Source organism: Duganella rivi (assembly GCF_009857435.1).
GTDB classification, from domain to species: Bacteria; Pseudomonadota; Gammaproteobacteria; order Burkholderiales; family Burkholderiaceae_D; genus Rugamonas; species Rugamonas rivi.
Genome location: NZ_WWCK01000001.1, coordinates 903,759 through 921,760, shown reverse-complemented (window position 1 = coordinate 921,760; position 18,002 = coordinate 903,759). Strand labels below are relative to the sequence as shown.

Annotated in this window: 21 protein-coding genes; 15 read left to right on the top strand and 6 right to left on the bottom strand. The window is 58.3% G+C overall.

Annotation, left to right across the window (positions count from 1 at the left end):
• Window position 1: 1 nt before the first annotated feature.
• From GTP45_RS04280 to def, 3 genes are all read right to left on the bottom strand, one after another.
• Window positions 2–640 carry an NAD(P)H-dependent oxidoreductase gene (locus GTP45_RS04280; protein ID WP_161012612.1) on the bottom strand — a complete coding sequence of 213 codons (639 nt, stop codon included), beginning with the start codon at window positions 638–640 and terminating at the stop codon, window positions 2–4.
• A gap of 97 nt (window positions 641–737) precedes the next feature.
• Window positions 738–1,691, bottom strand: a complete 954-nt coding sequence (gene fmt / locus GTP45_RS04275; RefSeq protein WP_161012611.1) for a methionyl-tRNA formyltransferase — start codon at window positions 1,689–1,691, stop codon at window positions 738–740.
• The gene (def, locus tag GTP45_RS04270; protein WP_161012610.1) at window positions 1,691–2,233 is read right to left on the bottom strand and encodes a peptide deformylase; all 543 of its coding nucleotides are present in this window, start codon (window positions 2,231–2,233) and stop codon (window positions 1,691–1,693) included. Before def ends, fmt begins: the two co-directional genes overlap by 1 nt.
• Window positions 2,234–2,406: 173 nt before the next feature.
• On the opposite strand from def, the gene GTP45_RS04265 reads away from it, so the two are divergent.
• The 4 genes from GTP45_RS04265 (at window position 2,407) to GTP45_RS04250 (ending at window position 7,995) form a co-directional block, all read left to right on the top strand.
• The gene (locus GTP45_RS04265) at window positions 2,407–3,498 is read left to right on the top strand and encodes a LysM peptidoglycan-binding domain-containing protein (protein WP_161012609.1); all 1,092 of its coding nucleotides are present in this window, start codon (window positions 2,407–2,409) and stop codon (window positions 3,496–3,498) included.
• A gap of 8 nt (window positions 3,499–3,506) precedes the next feature.
• On the top strand, window positions 3,507–4,637 hold the full coding sequence (gene dprA, locus GTP45_RS04260) for a DNA-processing protein DprA (protein WP_161012608.1): 1,131 nt from the start codon (window positions 3,507–3,509) through the stop codon (window positions 4,635–4,637).
• Window positions 4,638–4,680: 43 nt separating this feature from the next.
• Window positions 4,681–5,145: a Smg family protein gene (locus tag GTP45_RS04255; protein ID WP_161012607.1), complete on the top strand. Its 465-nt coding sequence runs from the start codon at window positions 4,681–4,683 to the stop codon at window positions 5,143–5,145.
• 198 nt (window positions 5,146–5,343) lie between these two features.
• Window positions 5,344–7,995 (top strand): DNA topoisomerase III, encoded by a 2,652-nt coding sequence (locus GTP45_RS04250; RefSeq protein WP_161012606.1) that lies wholly within the window; start codon window positions 5,344–5,346, stop codon window positions 7,993–7,995.
• A 28-nt stretch (window positions 7,996–8,023) separates the two neighbouring features.
• Here GTP45_RS04250 and GTP45_RS04245 read toward each other — a convergent pair whose 3' ends face one another.
• Window positions 8,024–8,623 carry a hypothetical protein gene (locus GTP45_RS04245; RefSeq protein WP_161012605.1) on the bottom strand — a complete coding sequence of 200 codons (600 nt, stop codon included), beginning with the start codon at window positions 8,621–8,623 and terminating at the stop codon, window positions 8,024–8,026.
• A gap of 287 nt (window positions 8,624–8,910) precedes the next feature.
• On the opposite strand from GTP45_RS04245, the gene GTP45_RS04240 reads away from it, so the two are divergent.
• The 8 genes from GTP45_RS04240 (at window position 8,911) to GTP45_RS04205 (ending at window position 12,808) form a co-directional block, all read left to right on the top strand.
• Window positions 8,911–9,555 (top strand): hypothetical protein, encoded by a 645-nt coding sequence (locus GTP45_RS04240; protein WP_161012604.1) that lies wholly within the window; start codon window positions 8,911–8,913, stop codon window positions 9,553–9,555.
• 43 nt (window positions 9,556–9,598) lie between these two features.
• A complete protein-coding gene (locus GTP45_RS04235) occupies window positions 9,599–9,853 on the top strand; it encodes a type II toxin-antitoxin system HicA family toxin (protein ID WP_161012603.1) in 255 nt (84 codons plus the stop codon).
• Window positions 9,850–10,182: a type II toxin-antitoxin system HicB family antitoxin gene (locus tag GTP45_RS04230; RefSeq protein WP_161012602.1), complete on the top strand. Its 333-nt coding sequence runs from the start codon at window positions 9,850–9,852 to the stop codon at window positions 10,180–10,182. The genes GTP45_RS04235 and GTP45_RS04230 overlap by 4 nt, the downstream gene beginning before the upstream one ends.
• A 214-nt stretch (window positions 10,183–10,396) precedes the next feature.
• On the top strand, window positions 10,397–11,152 hold the full coding sequence (locus GTP45_RS04225; RefSeq protein WP_161012601.1) for a formylglycine-generating enzyme family protein: 756 nt from the start codon (window positions 10,397–10,399) through the stop codon (window positions 11,150–11,152).
• 229 nt (window positions 11,153–11,381) lie between these two features.
• Window positions 11,382–11,588 carry a DUF5076 domain-containing protein gene (locus tag GTP45_RS29270; protein ID WP_161012600.1) on the top strand — a complete coding sequence of 69 codons (207 nt, stop codon included), beginning with the start codon at window positions 11,382–11,384 and terminating at the stop codon, window positions 11,586–11,588.
• On the top strand, window positions 11,585–11,932 hold the full coding sequence (locus tag GTP45_RS04215) for a hypothetical protein (RefSeq protein WP_161012599.1): 348 nt from the start codon (window positions 11,585–11,587) through the stop codon (window positions 11,930–11,932). The genes GTP45_RS29270 and GTP45_RS04215 overlap by 4 nt, the downstream gene beginning before the upstream one ends.
• 25 nt (window positions 11,933–11,957) lie before the next feature.
• Window positions 11,958–12,464, top strand: coding sequence for a DUF2199 domain-containing protein (locus GTP45_RS04210; protein WP_161012598.1), 507 nt, complete (start codon window positions 11,958–11,960; stop codon window positions 12,462–12,464).
• 2 nt (window positions 12,465–12,466) lie between these two features.
• Window positions 12,467–12,808, top strand: coding sequence for a YciI family protein (locus GTP45_RS04205; RefSeq protein WP_161012597.1), 342 nt, complete (start codon window positions 12,467–12,469; stop codon window positions 12,806–12,808).
• Window positions 12,809–13,052: 244 nt separating this feature from the next.
• Here the strand turns inward: GTP45_RS04205 and GTP45_RS04200 are convergent, their stop codons facing one another.
• Together GTP45_RS04200 and GTP45_RS04195 are read right to left on the bottom strand one after the other, a co-directional pair.
• The gene (locus tag GTP45_RS04200; RefSeq protein WP_229258322.1) at window positions 13,053–13,727 is read right to left on the bottom strand and encodes a hypothetical protein; all 675 of its coding nucleotides are present in this window, start codon (window positions 13,725–13,727) and stop codon (window positions 13,053–13,055) included.
• The gene (locus GTP45_RS04195) at window positions 13,724–14,743 is read right to left on the bottom strand and encodes an NADP-dependent oxidoreductase (RefSeq protein ID WP_161012596.1); all 1,020 of its coding nucleotides are present in this window, start codon (window positions 14,741–14,743) and stop codon (window positions 13,724–13,726) included. Before GTP45_RS04195 ends, GTP45_RS04200 begins: the two co-directional genes overlap by 4 nt.
• A 75-nt stretch (window positions 14,744–14,818) precedes the next feature.
• Here GTP45_RS04195 and GTP45_RS04190 point away from each other — a divergent pair, with 75 nt between their 5' ends.
• The 3 genes from GTP45_RS04190 to GTP45_RS04180 all read left to right on the top strand — a co-directional run bounded on the left by GTP45_RS04190 (window position 14,819) and on the right by GTP45_RS04180 (window position 17,989).
• The gene (locus tag GTP45_RS04190; RefSeq protein ID WP_161012595.1) at window positions 14,819–15,739 is read left to right on the top strand and encodes a LysR family transcriptional regulator; all 921 of its coding nucleotides are present in this window, start codon (window positions 14,819–14,821) and stop codon (window positions 15,737–15,739) included.
• Between the two features lie 55 nt (window positions 15,740–15,794).
• Window positions 15,795–16,280, top strand: coding sequence for a hypothetical protein (locus GTP45_RS04185; protein ID WP_161012594.1), 486 nt, complete (start codon window positions 15,795–15,797; stop codon window positions 16,278–16,280).
• 128 nt (window positions 16,281–16,408) lie between these two features.
• Window positions 16,409–17,989 carry a methyl-accepting chemotaxis protein gene (locus tag GTP45_RS04180; RefSeq protein ID WP_161012593.1) on the top strand — a complete coding sequence of 527 codons (1,581 nt, stop codon included), beginning with the start codon at window positions 16,409–16,411 and terminating at the stop codon, window positions 17,987–17,989.
• Window positions 17,990–18,002: the final 13 nt, after the last annotated feature.

The following is an 18,002-nucleotide window of genomic DNA, read 5'->3' as shown; positions in this document are numbered from 1 at the left end:
TTTAAACGATCTCGCTAACGAACTTGTCTTTCGGACGGCGAACTTTTTTCAGGTTCACCAGCCAGTCGCCTTCTTCCTGGCGATAGCCCAGCGGCAGGATTACCACGCTGCGCAGGTTGCGCTCTTTCAGGCCCAGGATTTGGTCGACGGCCGCTGGATCGAAACCTTCCATCGGGGTGCTGTCCACGCCTTCAGCGGCAGCAGCCACCAGTGCGACGCCGAGGCCGATGTAGGCTTGTCGTGCTGCGGCGTCGAAGTTAGCCACGTCGCCGCGTGCAGCAACGATGCCGTGCAACTGCTTGCGATAAGCTTCCCAGCCTTCGTTGATGAAGCCGCGCACTTCGTTGGTGTAATCAAAGGCAGCGTCGATGCGTGCCGGGGTGATGTTGTCCCAGGCCGCGAACACCAGCAGGTGCGAAGCTTCGGTCACTTGCGATTGACCCCATGCCACTTCGCGGATCTTGGCGCGCAGGCCGTCGTTCTTCACTACCAGGATTTCAAACGGCTGCAAGCCGCTCGACGTCGGCGCCAGGCGGATCGCTTCCAGGATGCGGTTCAGCTTCTCTTCATCGAGCTTTTTCGATGCGTCGAATTTCTTGGTGGCGTAGCGCCAGTTGAGGTGATTGATCACGTCGCTCATATGCATATTCCCTTTGAGTATAAGGCCCGGTGTGAAATTCACCGGGCAATAAACCATCATAACGAATATGCGGCGATCGTGCTTGAGACCGCTATTTTTAGCTGAAGCGCAGGCCTTCGAGCGGGAAGCCCTTGATGAATTCCGCCGCAGGCAGGCGCTTGCCGCCGGGCTTTTGCAGCTGCGTCAAGCGCAGCGCGCCAGTGCCGCAAGCGACCACGATGCCATGCTGCGCATCGGCCGACAGCACTGTGCCGGCTGGCGCGTTGCCGCCGTCCAGCACCTCGGCGCCCCACAGCTTGATGTGGACCTCGTTGACCGTGCCGTACGCGCCGGGGAAGGGATTGAAAGCGCGGATCTTGCGGCTGATCTCCGCCGCCGATTGGGTGAAGTCCAGCGCCGCTTCTTCCTTGCTGATCTTGGACGCGTAGTTGACGCCTTCCTCCGGCTGCACGGTAGCAGGCAGTTGGCCGGCCTTCATCTTGTTGAGCGCCTCGACAATCATCTTGCCGCCCAGCGCGGCCAGCTTGTCGTGCAGGCTGCCGGTGGTGTCGCTGTCTTCGATGGCAACGCGTTCGATCAGCAGCATCGGGCCGGTGTCCAGGCCTTCTTCCATCTCCATGATGGTGATGCCGGTTTCCGTATCGCCCGCTTCAATCGCGCGGTGAATCGGCGCAGCACCGCGCCAGCGCGGCAGCAGCGAACCGTGGATGTTGAGGCAAGGCTTGATGTCGAGCGTGGAGCGCGGCAGGATCAGGCCGTAAGCGGCCACCACCATCACGTCGTACGGCGTGGACAGCAGGCGCTGATGCGCGGCCTTGGCTTCTTCGGCGCGCTGCGGGTCTTTGCTGTCCATGCGCAGCGACAGCGGCTGCAATACCTCGATGCCTTTCGACACCGCGTACTGCTTCACCGCCGACGGCTGCAACTGCATGCCGCGGCCGGCAGGGCGGTCGGGCTGGGTCAGCACCAGCGGGATGTCAAAGCCAGCCTCATGCAGCGATTGCAGGGCTACGGCGGCAAATTCCGGCGTGCCGGCGAAGATGACTTTCATCAGAAGCGACGGCCTTGTGCGCGCAGCTGGGCTTCGCGCTGCATGCCGCGTTCTTCTTTTTGCAGCTTGGTCTTGATGCGGTTGCGCTTCAGCGGTGACAGGTATTCAACGAACACTTTGCCTTGCAGGTGATCCATCTCGTGCTGGATGCACACGGCCAGCAGGCCGTCGGCGTCCACTTCAAACGGCTGGCCCTTGACGTCAAAGGCGCGCACTTTTACTTTGGATGGACGCTCAACGCCGTCGTACACGCCCGGCACCGACAGGCAGCCTTCGTCGTAGACCTGCTTGTCATCGCTGCTCCACAGGATTTCCGGGTTGATGTAGGCGACCAGACCGCTCTTGTCTTCGGTGATATCGATCACTACCACTTGCTCGTGCACGTCCACCTGCGAGGCGGCCAGGCCGATGCCCGGCGCGTCGTACATGGTCTCGGCCATGTCGGCCACCAGCTTTTCCAGGCGCTCATCGAACACGGTGACCGGTACGGCCACTTTGTGCAGGCGTGGATCGGGGTAACGCAGAATATTTAAAATTGCCATGATGACTAAGTGAAAACTATGTGAATGCCTTGCTAATGCCCCTGTCGCAGCACGGTTTTCCCGAGCGTGGTTTCGCTTGCTAGTTCAGGGTTTTATGGGCAGAATTTGATTCAATTTGGCAAGCTTTACTAGCCTGCTGCCGTGTGCTTGCGGCGCACTTACTGGATCTATTAATGAAAAATTTTAGCACAGTCGGTACCCGCTTCGCACTGGCCGCCCTGTTTGCCGCCGCCTCGGCCGCCTCGGCCGCTCCCCTGAAATGCGAATTCCGGCCCGATGCGCCCGACCGCCACGTGGTGGTCAAGGGCGACACCCTGTGGGATATCTCCGGCGTGTTCTTGCAAAAACCGTGGTGCTGGCCCACCGTCTGGGGCATGAACCGCGACGAAATCGCTAACCCGCACTGGATTTATCCGGGCCAGATCATCTGGTTCGACCGCGCCACAGGCCGCCTGCGGCTGGGCAACCAGCTGGGCGAGGGCTTGAATGATCCGTCCACGCAAAAGCTGGAACCGCGCGTGCGCACCGAGGGCTTGGGCAAGGACGCCGTGCCGTCGATTCCGCCGGGCGTGATCGAACCGTTCCTGACTCAGCCGCTGATCATTGAAGACGACGAGTTGAAAGGCGCGCCGCGCATCATCGCCACGCAGGAAGGCCGCGTGTTCCTTGGCAAGGGCGACAAGGCTTACGTGCGCGGCGATCTCAAGGACAATAGCTCGTTCCAGGTGTTCCGTCCCGGCGCGCCGCTGAAAGATCCGGTCACCAAGCAAGTCATCGGCTACGAGGCCTTTTATTTAGGCACGCTGAAATTACAGACCGAGGCCAAGCCCGGTTCTGACGTGCACACCTTCACCGTGGCCACCGCCAATCAGGAAATGGGCAAGGGCGACCAGCTGCGCGCCGTACCGCCAACGCCGATGCAAAACTACGTGCCGCATCCGCCGGAGCGCGCGGTTGATGCGCGGGTGGTGGCGGTGTATGGCGGCGTGACCCACGCCGGTCAAAATCAGATTGTCAGCATTAATCGCGGAAAGCTTGACGGACTCGATGTCGGCTCCGTATTGCAGCTGTACCATGCAGGAAGAACTGTGAGCGATTCCACCGGCCAGAAAAGCTGGTTTGGGCGCGAGCAGCAGGTCAAGCTGCCGGATGAAGAAGTGGGCAGCTTGTTTATCTTCCGCACGTTCAAGCATATTTCTTACGGCTTGATCATGCAGGTGACAGCGCCGGTGGAAGTGGGCGACGTCGCCAAGTCGCCGGAGTAAGCCGCGCCGTGCAAGCCACGGATACCCCTGCCGAATTGACAAGGCCAGCGCTGGCGGGCTGGCTGCGTCTGCAACAGACCGGCGGTGTCGGCCTGCTGACGGCGCACAAGCTGCTGGAAGCGCTGGGCACGCCGCAAGCCATCTTTGAAGCGAGCCGAGAGCGCTTGCTGGAGATCGTCACGGCGCGCCAAGCTGCCAACCTGCTGTCGCCGCCTACTGGTGCGGCCGCCGACGAGATGGAATCCCGGCTGGACGCCATGCTGGCGTGGCAAGCGCAGCCCGGCCACCGCCTGTTGCCGGTCACCCATCCCGATTATCCTGACTACCTGCGCAACATCGTGGCCGCGCCCCTGCTGCTGTACCTCAAGGGCGACGCCTCGCTGCTGGCGCGCCGTTCGATCGCGGTAGTCGGTTCGCGCAACGCCAGCCGGCAGGGCGTGCTCAATGCCGAGCGCATGGCGCAGACCTTGTCCGAGGCCGGCGTGACCGTGGTGTCCGGGCTGGCGCTCGGCATCGACGCGGCGGCTCACCTTGGCGGCTTAAACGGCCCCGGCGGCACCATCGCCGTGCTGGGCACCGGCATCGACCGCATCTATCCCGCCCGCAACGGCGCACTGGCGCGCCGCATTGCCGAGGAAGGCTGCGTGGTGAGCGAATATCCGCTCGGCACGCCGCCCTCGCGCGACAACTTCCCGCGCCGCAACCGCATCATCAGCGGCCTCGCGCGCGGCGTGCTGGTGGTGGAGGCGGCAGAAAAGTCGGGCTCGCTGATTACCGCGCAGCTGGCGGTGGGGCAGGGACGCGATGTGTACGCCGTCCCCGGGTCGATTCATGCGACACTATCCAAAGGCTGCCACCAACTGATCCGCGAGGGCGCGCGGCTGGTTGAATCCGGCTACGATGTCTTGAGCGATATGCAAATGCTGACCGATGGCGAAGCCGGTGCGCGTTCCGCGCTGGACGACAGCTTTGTCGATCTTGTGCTGGATGCAATGGGTGCTGATCCGGTGCAAGCCGAGGTGCTGGCGCTGCATTTGAACCAGTCGCCCGGCGAGTTGCAAGGCCAACTGCTGGCGCTGGAACTGGCCGGCCTGCTCGAACGCTTGCCGGGCGGAATGTTTCAACGGCTGCGGCTTTGAACAGCACTTGTCTCCGATTCGTTTTAACTGATAGAGTAGAGCCATGTTCGACGTCCTTGTTTATCTCTACGAGACTTATTATCGTCCCGATGCCTGCCCGGAACCGGCTGCATTGGCCAAGAAGCTGTCGGCCGTTGGTTTTGACGATGTTGAGATCTCCGAAGCACTGGTATGGCTGACCGACCTGACGGAAATGGCCGGGATTGAACATGCGCTGACCGCCGCCTCCACCGGCACCCGCTTCTACGTTGACGAAGAAACTGACGCGCTGGGCGGCGCCGCCATCGGCTTCATCCAGTTCCTCGAATCGGCCAAGGTCTTGTCGCCGCTGCAACGCGAGATCGTGATCGAGCGCGCGCTGGCGCTGGACGAAGCGCCGGTATCGCTGGGCAAGCTCAAAGTCATCGTGCTGATGTTGCTGTGGAGCCAGGGCAAGGAACCGGACGCGCTGATGTTTGACGACCTGTTCGGCTCGGACGAAGACCAAGCGCCGCGCCTGTTGCATTAAGTCCGCATAAAAACTTCCCTTTAAGCAACACAACAGGCCATAATTGTTCCTGTGATTCAGTACGCTTGCAGTTCGCCAAGCAATCCGCTTATTATTATCGCCTTGATAAGACTGTGACGGAAACATGTAGATTGCGCCGCGATCCATGTATGATGCGCATGCTAATCCCCCAAAGTGTTAAAAACGAGATACTAAAATATGAGCAAAACCCTCATCATCGCCGAAAAACCGTCTGTCGCGAACGACATCGCGAAGACGCTGGGCGGCTTCACCAAGCACGATGAGTACTTTGAATCCGACGAGTACGTGTTGTCCTCCGCCGTCGGTCACCTGCTGGAAATCGCCGTCCCGGAAGAACATGACGTCAAGCGCGGCAAGTGGAGCTTCGCGCACCTGCCGATGATTCCGCCGTACTTTGCGCTGAACCCGATCGCCAAGACCGAGGCCCGCCTCAAGGTGCTGAACAAGCTGATCAAGCGTAAAGACGTCACCACCTTGATTAACGCATGTGACGCGGGCCGCGAAGGAGAACTGATCTTCCGCCTGATCGCGCAGAACGCCAAGGCCAAGCAGCCGGTCAAGCGTTTGTGGCTGCAATCGATGACGCCGACCGCGATCCGCGACGGCTTCGCCCACCTGCGCACCGACGAAGACATGATGCCGCTGGCCGACGCCGCGCGTTGCCGCTCGGAAGCGGACTGGCTGATCGGCATCAACGGCACCCGCGCCATGACCGCCTTCAACTCGAAAGAGGGCGGCTTCTACCTGACCACCGTGGGCCGCGTGCAAACGCCGACCCTGTCGATCGTGGTCGAGCGCGAAGAGAAGATCAAGAAATTCGTCCCGCGCGACTACTGGGAGGTGCGCGCGGAATTCGTCTGCGCCGCCGGCGTGTACGAAGGCCGCTGGCTGGACACCAAGTTCAAGAAAGACGAGACCGATCCTGAGAAACGCGCCGAGCGCCTGTGGAGCAAGGCTGCGGCCGACTCCATCGCGCTGGCCGTGCGCGGCAAGCAGGGCAACGTCACCGAAGAAGCCAAGCCGACCACCTCGATGGCGCCGGCGCTGTTCGACCTGACCAGCTTGCAGCGCGAGGCTAACTCGCGTTTCGGCTTCTCGGCCAAGAACACGCTGGGCCTGGCGCAAGCGCTGTACGAAAAGCACAAAGTGCTGACCTACCCGCGTACCGATTCGCGCCACCTGCCGGAAGATTATCTGGCGACCGTGCAGCAGACGCTGGAAGTGGTGAAAGAGAACAACAACTATCACCAGTTCGCCAAGCAGATCCTGGACAAGGGCTGGGTCAAGCCGAACAAGCGCATCTTCGACAACACCAAGATTTCGGATCACTTTGCGATCATTCCAACCACCATCGCACCGAAGAACCTGTCCGAGCCTGAGCAGAAACTGTACGACCTGGTGACGCGCCGCTTCATGGCGGTGTTCTTCCCGGCGGCCGAGTTCCAGGTCACCACCCGCTTTACCGAAGTGTCGGGCCACACCTTCAAGACCGAAGGCAAGGTCATGACCAATCCGGGCTGGCTGGCGATCTACGGCAAGGAAGCCGACAGCGACGACAAGGAGAAGGAAGGCAACAACAAGAGCCTGGTTCCGGTTGCCAAGGGCGAGAAAGTGTTGACCGACAAAGTCGACGCCAACGGCCTGGTCACCAAGCCGCCTGCACGCTACACCGAGGCGACCTTGCTGTCCGCCATGGAAGGCGCCGGCAAGCTGGTGGAAGACGACGAACTGCGCGACGCCATGGCCGGCAAAGGCTTGGGCACGCCAGCCACGCGCGCCGCCACCATTGAAGGTCTGATCAGCGAAAAATACCTGCTGCGCGAAGGCCGCGAGCTGATGCCGACCGCCAAGGCGTTCCAGCTGATGACCTTGCTGCGCGGCCTCGGCGTCAACGAACTGACCGCGCCAGAGCTGACCGGCGAGTGGGAATACAAGCTGTCGCAAATGGAGAAGGGCCGCATCTCGCGTGACGAATTCATGCGCGAGATTGCGCAGATGACGCAGGTCATCGTCAAGCGCGCCAAGGAATACGACAATGATACGATTCCGGGCGATTACCACACCATGCACACGCCTTGCCCGAATTGCGGCGGCGTGGTCAAGGAAAACTATCGCCGCTTCGCGTGCACCAAGTGCGATTTCTCGATGAGCAAAACGCCGGGCGGCCGCCAGTTTGAAATCGACGAAGTGGAACAGCTGCTGAAGGATCGCACCATCGGCCCGCTGCAAGGTTTCCGCTCCAAGATGGGCCGTCCGTTTGCGGCCATCCTGCGCATCGTGCGCGACGAGGACATCAACAATTTCAAGCTGGAGTTCGACTTCGGCCAGAACGATGACTCGGAAGATTCGGAACCGGTCGACTTCAGTCAGCAGACACCGCTGGGCCCATGCCCGAAGTGCAATGGCGGCGTGTACGAGATGGGTCTGGCTTACGTGTGCGAACACAGCGTGGCGAAACCGAAGACGTGCGATTTCCGCAGCGGCCGCATCATCTTGCAGCAAGAGATCCTGCCGGAGCAAATGGCCAAGCTGCTCAACGACGGCAAGACCGACCTGCTGCCGGGCTTCATCTCGCAGCGTACGCGTCGTCCGTTCAAGGCCTTCCTCGTGAAGGGCAAGGATGGCAAGATCAGCTTCGAGTTTGAGGAGCGCAAGGCAAAAGCGCCGGCTAAAGGTAAAGCAGCCGCTGCTGCCGATGGCGACGAAGGCGCCGCCGCACCGGCGAAAAAAGCACCGGCGAAAAAAGCCGCTGCGGTGAAAAAGCCAGCCGCCAAGAAAGCGGCAGCGAAGAAACCAGCGGCCAAAAAAGCTGCTGCTACCGCAGAGTAAAAAAAACGGGACCTTCGGGTCCCGTTTCTTATTGCGTCGCGCCTTTTTCCAGCGCCGCCAGGTAGGCGCTAGACGCCATCGCCCGCGCCAGCTTTTCCTTCATGTGCGCGACTTCGTACTCGTGGATGTCGTTGATGACCTGCTGCGCGGCCTCGTAGCGGTCGATCACTTCCTCGTCATGAAAAAGTAACTGCCCCTCTTCCACGCTGATGACATCGCGGTTCTCATCAACGATGTCAAACATCTCGCGCACAGCACGGATCCAGCGATCGCGGTTAGCGAAAAACTCCGCTTGGCTGGACAGCGTGCTATTCAGCGAAGGAATGAACCCCTGCTCATACTCACACGCCTTCTCCGGTGGCAGCATGGCGATGGCGCCGGTCAGCTGCTGCATTGCCGCCGTCACGAACTTGGCAAATATCTGCTGATGCGCCTGATGCAGTTCGGTGAGCCGATCCACAGTCTCGAGCGCCTGCCGCGTGCCTTCCTCGGTGGCGATGCTATCGAGCGTAAACAGCCGCTCCAACTGCAACGCCGCCTGCGCCTGCTCATAAGCCAAAGCCGCCTGCTGCGCCATGCTGCCAACCTGCTGCGCCAGTTGAATCAATTGAAGTTCCGTCGGGTGCATAAACTGATCCCAATAATAGAGTTGCAAATAATATCACCTCATTGGTTATTTTTTGCCCACTAAAAACTGAAAATCAAAGGATTGCCAACTTGGCTCACCTTGCGAAAACTTGGGGAAAATCAGATTGTAAAATCGGCAGGGATCTAAGCTATCATTGTGCTGATCAGTCCTCATCTTAGCCTTTCCTTTAGCTGGATTCCTGCAGCCAATTACTTTAAACGTTAGGTTCCATGGATAGCTTTGTACGACTCTATGCATTGTATCGATCGGTTACGAGATGGCAGATCGTGATGCAAATCTATCGGCATGCCAAATTTCGATGGAAACTCTGCTTATGGGGCGGAAAGTGTTTGTTTGCTTTGTGTAGCGTGCTTCAGTTCTTCCTCCAACCGCTATGGCTGTACTTCGTCAGTATGTTACTGAGCGCTTGCCTCTGGGCTTGGTCTTTTGATCGGACACGACGATCGGAATTTGTAGAACAGGATCGCTTGTATCCAGATCGAGTAACATACTTCGCACATGATTATCAGTACATCCGATACCTGCAATTTCGGGAAAAGCTCCAGAGCTCCTATACTGGTAGCGTTGGGGATGCTCTTTTGTTCTTGAACGAGCTAATCGATACCGACTCCAAAACTTCGACTGCAACCCATCCAGTCATGTCATTCTTTCTTGGTGCAACACTTGCTGTTCTGGGCGGTGCAGCTGGCCAGTGGGATGCCAAGTATGTTGTCGCAACTCTCCTGTTTTTAGTAGTCGGTTGGTACATTTTCTACATGATTCTTTGTGTAGTGCCAACTCGCCAATCGCATCTCAAAGAGTTCAAGCGCTTCTTGCTCTGGGCAAAAGATGAACAGTTGGAGCTTAATTCAGTAGTTAACGTAATGAGCTCCGCGCCGCACATTCCGGCGGCCTGTCCTGTTATCTCTTGATCGGACGTGAAATTCCAGTGCTATTTAATGGTACCATTTTCCCATGAGGCGAAAGCATCAACGCACCCTTGAAGCTATCTATGCGCATCCGGCCAGCGCGAATGTTTCATGGCGCGACATTGAAGTCCTGTTTATTGAACTCGGTGCGGAAGTTAGTGAGCGAGAGGGAAGTCGCGTTGCGGTTGTGCTGTTTGGCGAGGTGCGAGTGTTTCACCGTCCTCATCCATCTCCCAATACGGACAAAGGTGCGGTGGCCAGTATTCGCCGGTGGATGGAGCAACACGGAGTAAAACCATGAGTGTCATGACCATAGATGATTTTCAGGCCAAGATTGAGTATGACCCGGAGCTAGACCTTTTCCGCGGCGAGATTCTTGGACTAAACGGCGGCGCAGACTTTTACGGCAAAAATCCGAAAGAGCTGCGTGCAGAATTTAAGAAGTCGCTCGAAGTGTTCCTTGCTGTTTGCCGAGAACAAGGGATCGAACCACGCCGGCATTTTTCAGGAAAGTTCAACCTCAGAATTTCTCCCGAGCTTCACGAGAAACTGGCGATCACAGCGCAGGTAGAAGGCAAAAGCATCAATGCGATAGCGCAAGAAGCGCTGCAGAAGCGAGTCGCTCCGTGAGGGCTTTGCTCCATCCAAAGTAGTCATCGGGCCGCTTACTGCGCTTGAGTTTCAGCAGAAATCTATTGAACTGAAACTTCCCAAATTTTCGAAAGTGCTGCCGTCGCTGGAGTGATCCATGTAGATGAAATGTCTATGCTACCGTGACTTGTCTCAGCTGATCCAGATTGTCCTAAAATCACACACAAATCAAAACTTCTGAGTGAGCAAATTCATGAAACCTTTTGCACTCCTGTTTTTTATATTGGCGTGTTTCGCCGGCAGCCCTGCGTGGAGCGACGATGCTCTACCTGCGATGGAAATGGTTCGCGTGCCCGGTGGTTGCTTTCAAATGGGTACTCAAGTCTATGAAAAACATGAGCGCCCAGTGCACAAAGTGTGCTTGGACAGCTTCGAAATCGCCAAGTACGAAGTCACGCAAGCGCAGTGGCGCGCGGTGATGAAAACTAGCCCCTCCAAATTCTCTGAATGCGGTGAGCAATGCCCGGTTGAGCGGATTTCGTGGAATCAGGCGCGGGAGTTTATTCGAAAGCTCAATGCGCAGGATAAAGGCGGGTACCGGTTACCTACCGAGGCCGAGTGGGAATACGCTTGCCGCAGCGGTGGCAAAGAAGAGAATTGGGCTGGAACCTCGAAGGATGCCGAGGTTGTTGAATATGCCTGGTTTGACAAGGACGCCGTCGGCAATCAAACCCATCCGGTAGGCACCAAGAAACCGAATGGCTTGGGTATTCACGATATGTCCGGGAACGTCTGGGAATGGGGGGCGGACAAATTCGCCACGCCGTATCCGACCGAGGTGGAAAACAATCCGCGCATCGAGACCAACGCCGAAGATAAGCGTGTCATTCGTGGCGGTGCATGGTATGGCAAGGTCAACTACGTTCGATGCGGTCTTCGCGGGCGCTACGCGGCCGACTTTACCGATACCCGCATCGGCGTGCGTTTTGTGCGCGACATCCCGCGATAGAGCAGGGAAGTTCTGTAGAGCGATCAGCTTACTGTTCACTCGATGATTTCTAGAACTCAGAATGTTGATTGGCCCAGGATTTCACCGTCCGCATCCTAGCACAAGAAGCGCTACAGAAGAGAGTCGCGTCGTGACTGCTCTGCGTTGGACGGCCGTCAACTACTTTCCAAATTTGGAATACTGTTGCGCAGCTATGCAGCGGCATCGTTCACATTAACGTTCCTAGCCCATGAAGACTTTAGTAATTCCACCGGCAGCACAGCGAGACGAAAACTCTATCCAAATGATTAGTGCATGGAGTGCGGAGCAAAGCCTCCATTGCACACTGAACGTAGGAATGTGGGATGAGGTTGGACACGACGAACCAACAGCGTGGAGAATATTGTTGGCCGATGTGATCCGTCACGTCGAAGATTTCGGTTGGAATGTCACATGAGCCGACACTCGTTTTTTCTCTTAGCGGCGCTGATGGCAATCGGCACGGTTCGCGCGCAATCCGGTCACCCTTATAAATTGAATTGGAATGTGGCAGGCGAGGAACTCGTATATCGTTCTTGCGGCTGTGCCGATTCCTGTTGGGTTGCTGAAGTGCGTCGCATCAAACAAAAACAGAGCATCAAGGCCACCCTTCGATGCGACTGTGAAAAGCTGTACTTTTCAGAAGCCAAGGGCGTAGAAAAAATGGTGGCGGAAGACTGCGATGCCTTCAACGGTGATGAGAAAATGGAGCAGATCCCCAAGCGTATCAAAGAGCTACAGTCAGCGGAAAGAGAGGAATAGTAATGGCAGGGAAGGGTGGTAACTCATGACCTTCGAATTTTCTTGTGCATCGTGTGGCGAAATTCATCGCGGGATGCCTGGCTTTGGGGCGCGAGCTCCACTAAGCTACTACCTGATACCTGCCGAGGAGCGCGATGCGCGCTGCTCTCTTGGATCAGATGATTGCGTTATTGACGAAGAGTTTTTCTTTATCCACGGATGTGTCGAGATTCCCGTTCATGGGGAGGAAGAACCATTCTCTTGGGGTGTTTGGGTCTCGTTGAGCAAGAAGAGCTTTACTCAGTGGGCCGCTTGCTACGATGAGAAAGAGCGTGCACATATAGGTCCATTCTTCGGTTGGCTAAACGCAGCATTGAGACCTTACCCAGAGACCGCAGGATTGAAAACGCAAGTGTATTTGCGAAATGATGGCATCCGTCCATACATCGAAATCGAACCGATAGATCATCCTTTGGCCGTTGAGCAGCGAGAGGGTATCTCAGTTGCACGGGTGGCTGAAATCTACGCCCAGATCATGCATGAGAAAAACTGACTATGGCCAAGTACCTCATCTCTTTCCCTAGTGCGGCGATGGTTGTTCCTGATGGGGACTGGGAAGCCGTGGGCCGTGACGCGCACGCAGTAATCGATGACGCGAAGGCCGCCGGCGTTTATGTCTTTGGCGGCGGCATTGATGAGGCGGTGCCGCCGGTGCTCGTCTCAGCCGATGGCTCTGTTAGCGAAGGCGGTTATCCGTGGGCACCGGCGCTTGATGGTGGCTTCTGTGTACTCGAACTCCCGTCGCGCGATGACGCCATTTCGTGGGCCGCGCGCATCGCCAAGGCCTGTCGCTGCGCTCAAGAGCTGCGCGTTTTTCAGTTTGATCCGCAGTCTTGATGGCTATCTATTCAGCCATTTCTCTAGTTTTCGATGGACTTCCTTTGGTGAGCGGATTCTTCCTGCCTTAACGCGCTTCTGACTCTGTTTAACTTTCGTGAGGACATACAAATGGTATTGAATATCCTCAAGCGTGCAGTCGTCGGGCAAGGCGCCGAGAAGCTTGATGACGGCTTGTTTTGCGGCTGGCATGGCGAGCTCCCTGAAATCGGCCTGTATAACTTTAGTCCTTTTTCAGAGAGTGCTATTTCAAATCGTCGGTATAGAAGTAGATGGTGCCTTTGATAGCGTCGCTGCGGGTGTGGAGGGCGGTGGCTAATTCGGCGGGGCTGGGTTGGCGCAGGTCTTGTTTGATGACGGTGATGTCGTCGGTCGCAGCGCCCGGCGCGGCGCGGTAGGACAGGATATGGTCGTAGTCGGGGCGGCTGTCGATTTGCTTTACGAGGTAGCGCTGCTTGCCGTTGCCGATTTGCGTGTAGGTCGCTGTGCCGCTGGCGCGCTGTTCTGGCGAGAGCTTGCGGTACATGATGACTTTGTCGACCACGATGGTCGAAGCGGCGTACTGCGTTTTGCCGCCTTGTTCGAAATGGCCCAGCACCAAGTCGGCTTTGAATTGCTTCAGCGGAGTGGATGCTTGCGGCGCCAAGCGCGATAGTTCAAACTTTTCCGGCGCCACAGTCCACAAGGCGGTCTTGCCGTCGAGGCGGCGGCGCAGCGCTGCATCGGTGGCCGCATCGGCCACGTGCACTTGCAGGATCACTTGATAGTCATGCGGTGCATGGAACATCGGCAGGTGCGATGCGTACAAGCCATCCTTGCCGCCGAACAGCGCCATGCCGTGCTCGCCGTAAGTGACGTCGGTTGCAAACGCTGCGCCGCTCAGTAGCAGCGCAGCGAAGAGGGTGGAGGCCTTCATCATGCCTTTACCAGCAGTTTGCCGCGATGGTCGCCGGTGAACAGTGAGTTCAGCGCCGATGGCAGTTGCTCAAAACCATCGATCACGGTTTCCTCAAACACGATCTCGCCCGCTTTCACCCACGGCCCAACGATGCGGATCATTTCGTCCATGCGGTGCAGGTAGTCGCGCGCCAGCATGCCTTGAATCGTGGCGCGCTGATACAGCATGTGGTGCAGCAAGCGCGGGCCCAGTTCCGGCGTTTCCAAACCGCCGCTGTACTGGCTGATCTGGCCGCAGATCACGATGCGCGCGCGGCGGTTGATCAGCGGGATGATGGCATCAGTCACCATGCCGCCCACGTTGTCGAAGTAGACGTCCACGCCGCCGGTCAGACGTTTGATTTCCGCACCCAGCGCCTCAGCGTTGTTGAAGGCTTTGTAGTCGATGGCCCAGTCAGCGCCTAGCGTGTCGCGCACCCAGTTGCACTTGGCCAAGCCGCCGGCGATGCCGAGCACGCGCGCACCGTGGCGCTTGGCGAACTGCACCACCAGCGAACCGACCGCGCCAGCCGCACCGGACACAACCACCACTTCACCCGCATGCGGCTTGCCCGATTCGGTCAGGCCGAACCATGCAGTGCGGCCCGGCATGCCAAGCACGCCCAGTGCCGTGGTCACCGGCGCCAGATCGGGATCGATGCGCTTCAATGCGCTGGCGTGCACGCGGGCGTGGGTTTGCCAGCCGGTGTAGCTTTGCACCCAGTCGCCTTCGGCAAAGCCGGGCGCGTTGGAGGCTAGCACTTGCGCCACCACGCCGCTTTGCTGCACGGTGTTGAGTGGATGCGGATCGGTGTCGTAAGTCGGCTTGCTGGACTGGCCGATGCGCATATAGGGATCAACGCTGAAATAGCGCGACGCGATCAGCACTTCGCCATCGGCCAGCGTGGTGTCCAGCGCTTGCTCAACGAGTTCGTAGTGGTCGGTGGTGATCTGGCCCGTCGGCTGGCGGCGGTAGATCCATTGTTTGGTCGTAATCATAGGCCGGAATGGTAAGATGACGGTTGTATCCAGTAAAGCAACTTAAATTCACCTTTTGTATCCCATTAGGAAACAATGAATCTCAGCGATTTGCGCATCTTTGTCAGCGCGGCGCGCCGTCCTTCGCTGGGCGCGGCGGCGCAGGAGATGCATTTGACGCCGTCGGCCGTATCGAAAGCCCTCAAGCGGCTGGAGGATGTGCTGGGCAAGCCGCTGTTTGACCGCAGCGCCAAGCAGCTGGTGCTGAACGACAGCGGCCAGTTGCTGCTGAGCCGCGCGCAAACCCTGCTGGCGCTGGCCGACCAAGCCAAGGCCGATCTGATGGGTGAACAAGCCGCCATCGATAGTCGCATCGGCGGGCCGGCGATTTTGCTGTGGCGGCATGGCGAGATGCTGTCACAAGCGCTGCACGCTTATCCCGAGGCCAGCCTGCGAATGCAGGCGATGTTTGAAGACGAGGCGCTGGCCGCCTTGGCGCGCGGCGACATCAACGCCGCCATCGTCACCAGCGATGTGATCGAGGGTCGCGGCGAGCATTGGTCGGATGAGTGGGAGGTCACGCCGCTGGGCAGCATCACCTTGCACCTGATGGCGGGCAAGCAGCACCCGCTGGTCAAGGCACGCAAGCTGAAGGCCACTAACGCCGAGGTGCTGAAGCATGACTTTGCCTGCCCGTCCCGTTCGCTATTTTGCGGCGTGCAGCGCGGCGCGCATTCGGACGGCTGGCGCGATGACCAACTGCCGCGCAAAATCCGCTACTGGACCGATGACCTGCAATTACTGCTAACGCTGGTAAAAGCCGGCCAAGCGCTGGCCTACCTGCCGGACTTCGCGTTGGCAGATGGCGAGTTGCGCCGCATCCAGGTGACCGACTGCGCGTTCGAGTGCGTGGAGCACGTAGCGCTAGTCTGGAATCGCGTTCAAGCGAGCGCGTGGCAGCGCGACCTAGCCGCAGCGTTGGCCAAAACCGGGGTCAGTTCTGCCATTGGTACATGAGCTCGTGTGCGATTGGCAGAACTGACCCCGGTTTTGGTGCTATATTGAAGTCATCATGACTGTCTCGCTCAACACCGTTACCTCCAATGCGGCGTACCAGCCGTATGTGCCGACCGTCGCTCCGGCGTCGTCGGCTGCAGCGGCTTTGTCGTCGCAGGCGGTGAGCTTGTCGGCGCAGTCGGCGGTGGTGGCTTCGCTCGGCGGCTCTACTGGCGCGACCGTGTATTCGCCTAGCGGCTTGCTCACCACTTTGCAGCAAGCCGGGACGGTGGAAGAAACCATCAGCGTACCGGAAGAGAGCAGCAATGTTGACACTTCGACCTCGGCGCAATCGGCGCTGAATCAAGGCATTGTCTCCACGCTGGCGGGCAGCGCCTCCGGTTCCGGCGTCTACACCGGCGCGGGCACAGTCAGTGGCCTGTCCGAACAAGCCGCTGCCAACTGGGCGGAACTGCTAAAAACCAATCCCAATCTCGCCAGCACAGTCATCTCCAGCTCCTATGATATGGGCTTGGTAAGCTCGCTTTCTGTCACCGCGTAAGCATTAAATTATTTGCTGTGGTAAACTATTGATTCCTTTGGGTAATCAAACTTCTTCTACCCGAATCCCGGTTTCAACAGTAGTAACGCTTCTTTAATTCCAACATTGCCTTCGCGGGCGCACCTATCATGAAAAACTTGAAAATTGGCACGCGCCTGGCGGCGGGCTTTGGCTTGGTATTGGCTTTGATGATTTTGATGACCGTCATCGGCATTCGTCACATGGGCACAGTTGCGGCTGAGACCCGCGACATGATGCAGCAGCCGCTGGCGAAAGAGCGCATGATCTCAGACTGGTACCGCCTGATCCACACCAGCGTGCGCCGTACCTCGGCCATCTCGAAGAGCTCGGATCCATCGCTGGGTCCGTTCTTTGCCGAGGAAACCGCGTCCTCCACTGCCGAGGTGAACGGCTTGCAGAAGAAGGTGGAACCGCTGCTGGAGAGCGAGGAAGAGAAGGCCATCTTCAAGGGCATGATGGATAACCGCAAGCGCTATCTGTCGTCGCGCGACGCCATCGTCGCGCTGAAGAAAGAGGGCAAGATTGAAGAGGCGGCTGAAGTGCTGGAGAAGCGCTTCACGCCGGATGGCAAGGCCTACCTCGGCTCACTGAGCAGCCTGCTGGAGTTGCAGCGCAAGAGTATCGATGCCAACGCCGAGCGCATCGAGCAGGTGTACCTGAGCAGCCGTACGTTCATGATCGTGTTCGGCCTGATCGTGCTGGCGCTGGGCGTGGTGTGCGCGTGGCGCTTAACGCGCGGCATTACCGTGCCGCTGAGCCAAGCGGTCGATATCGCGGTGGCCGTGGCGCAGAAGGATTTGACTACGCATATCGAAGTCACCAGCAAGGATGAAACCGGCCGCCTGCTGCAAGCCTTGCAGCAAATGAATGATGGCTTGATCAGCATCGTGACCGAAGTGCGCAATGGCACTGAGAGCATTTCGACCGCATCGAGCCAGATCGCTGCCGGTAATTTGGATTTGTCGGGCCGTACGGAAGAACAGGCGTCCAGCCTGGAAGAGACCGCCTCGTCGATGGAAGAATTGACTTCGACCGTGAAGCAGAATGCCGACAACGCACGCCAGGCGAATCAGCTTGCGGTGAAGGCATCGGAAGTCGCGCAGCGCGGTGGTGGCGTGGTGTCGGAAGTGGTGAATACCATGGAAGCGATTACCGGTTCCTCGCGCAAGATTGCCGACATCATTAGCGTGATTGACGGCATCGCGTTCCAAACCAATATTCTGGCGCTGAATGCGGCAGTGGAAGCAGCGCGTGCCGGTGAGCAGGGCCGTGGTTTCGCGGTGGTGGCATCGGAAGTGCGTAACCTGGCGCAGCGCAGCGCGGCGGCGGCCAAGGAAATCAAATCGCTGATTGATGATTCGCTGGAGAAGGTCAACACCGGCAGCGCTTTGGTCACGCAAGCTGGCAGCACCATGACCGAAGTAGTGGACAGCATTCAGCGCGTGACCGACATCATGGGGGAAATTACCTCCGCTTCGCTGGAACAAAGCAGCGGTATCGAGCAAGTGAACCAAGCCATCGGCCAGATGGACCAGGTGACGCAGCAAAACGCCGCGCTGGTGGAAGAAGCTGCCGCCGCTGCATCGTCGCTGCACGATCAGGCGGATGCGCTGACGGCCATCGTGGCAGTCTTCAAACTGCAGGAAGCACCAGCCGCGCGCACCAAGCGCTTGCAGCTCTCGGCATAAACGACGCACAAAA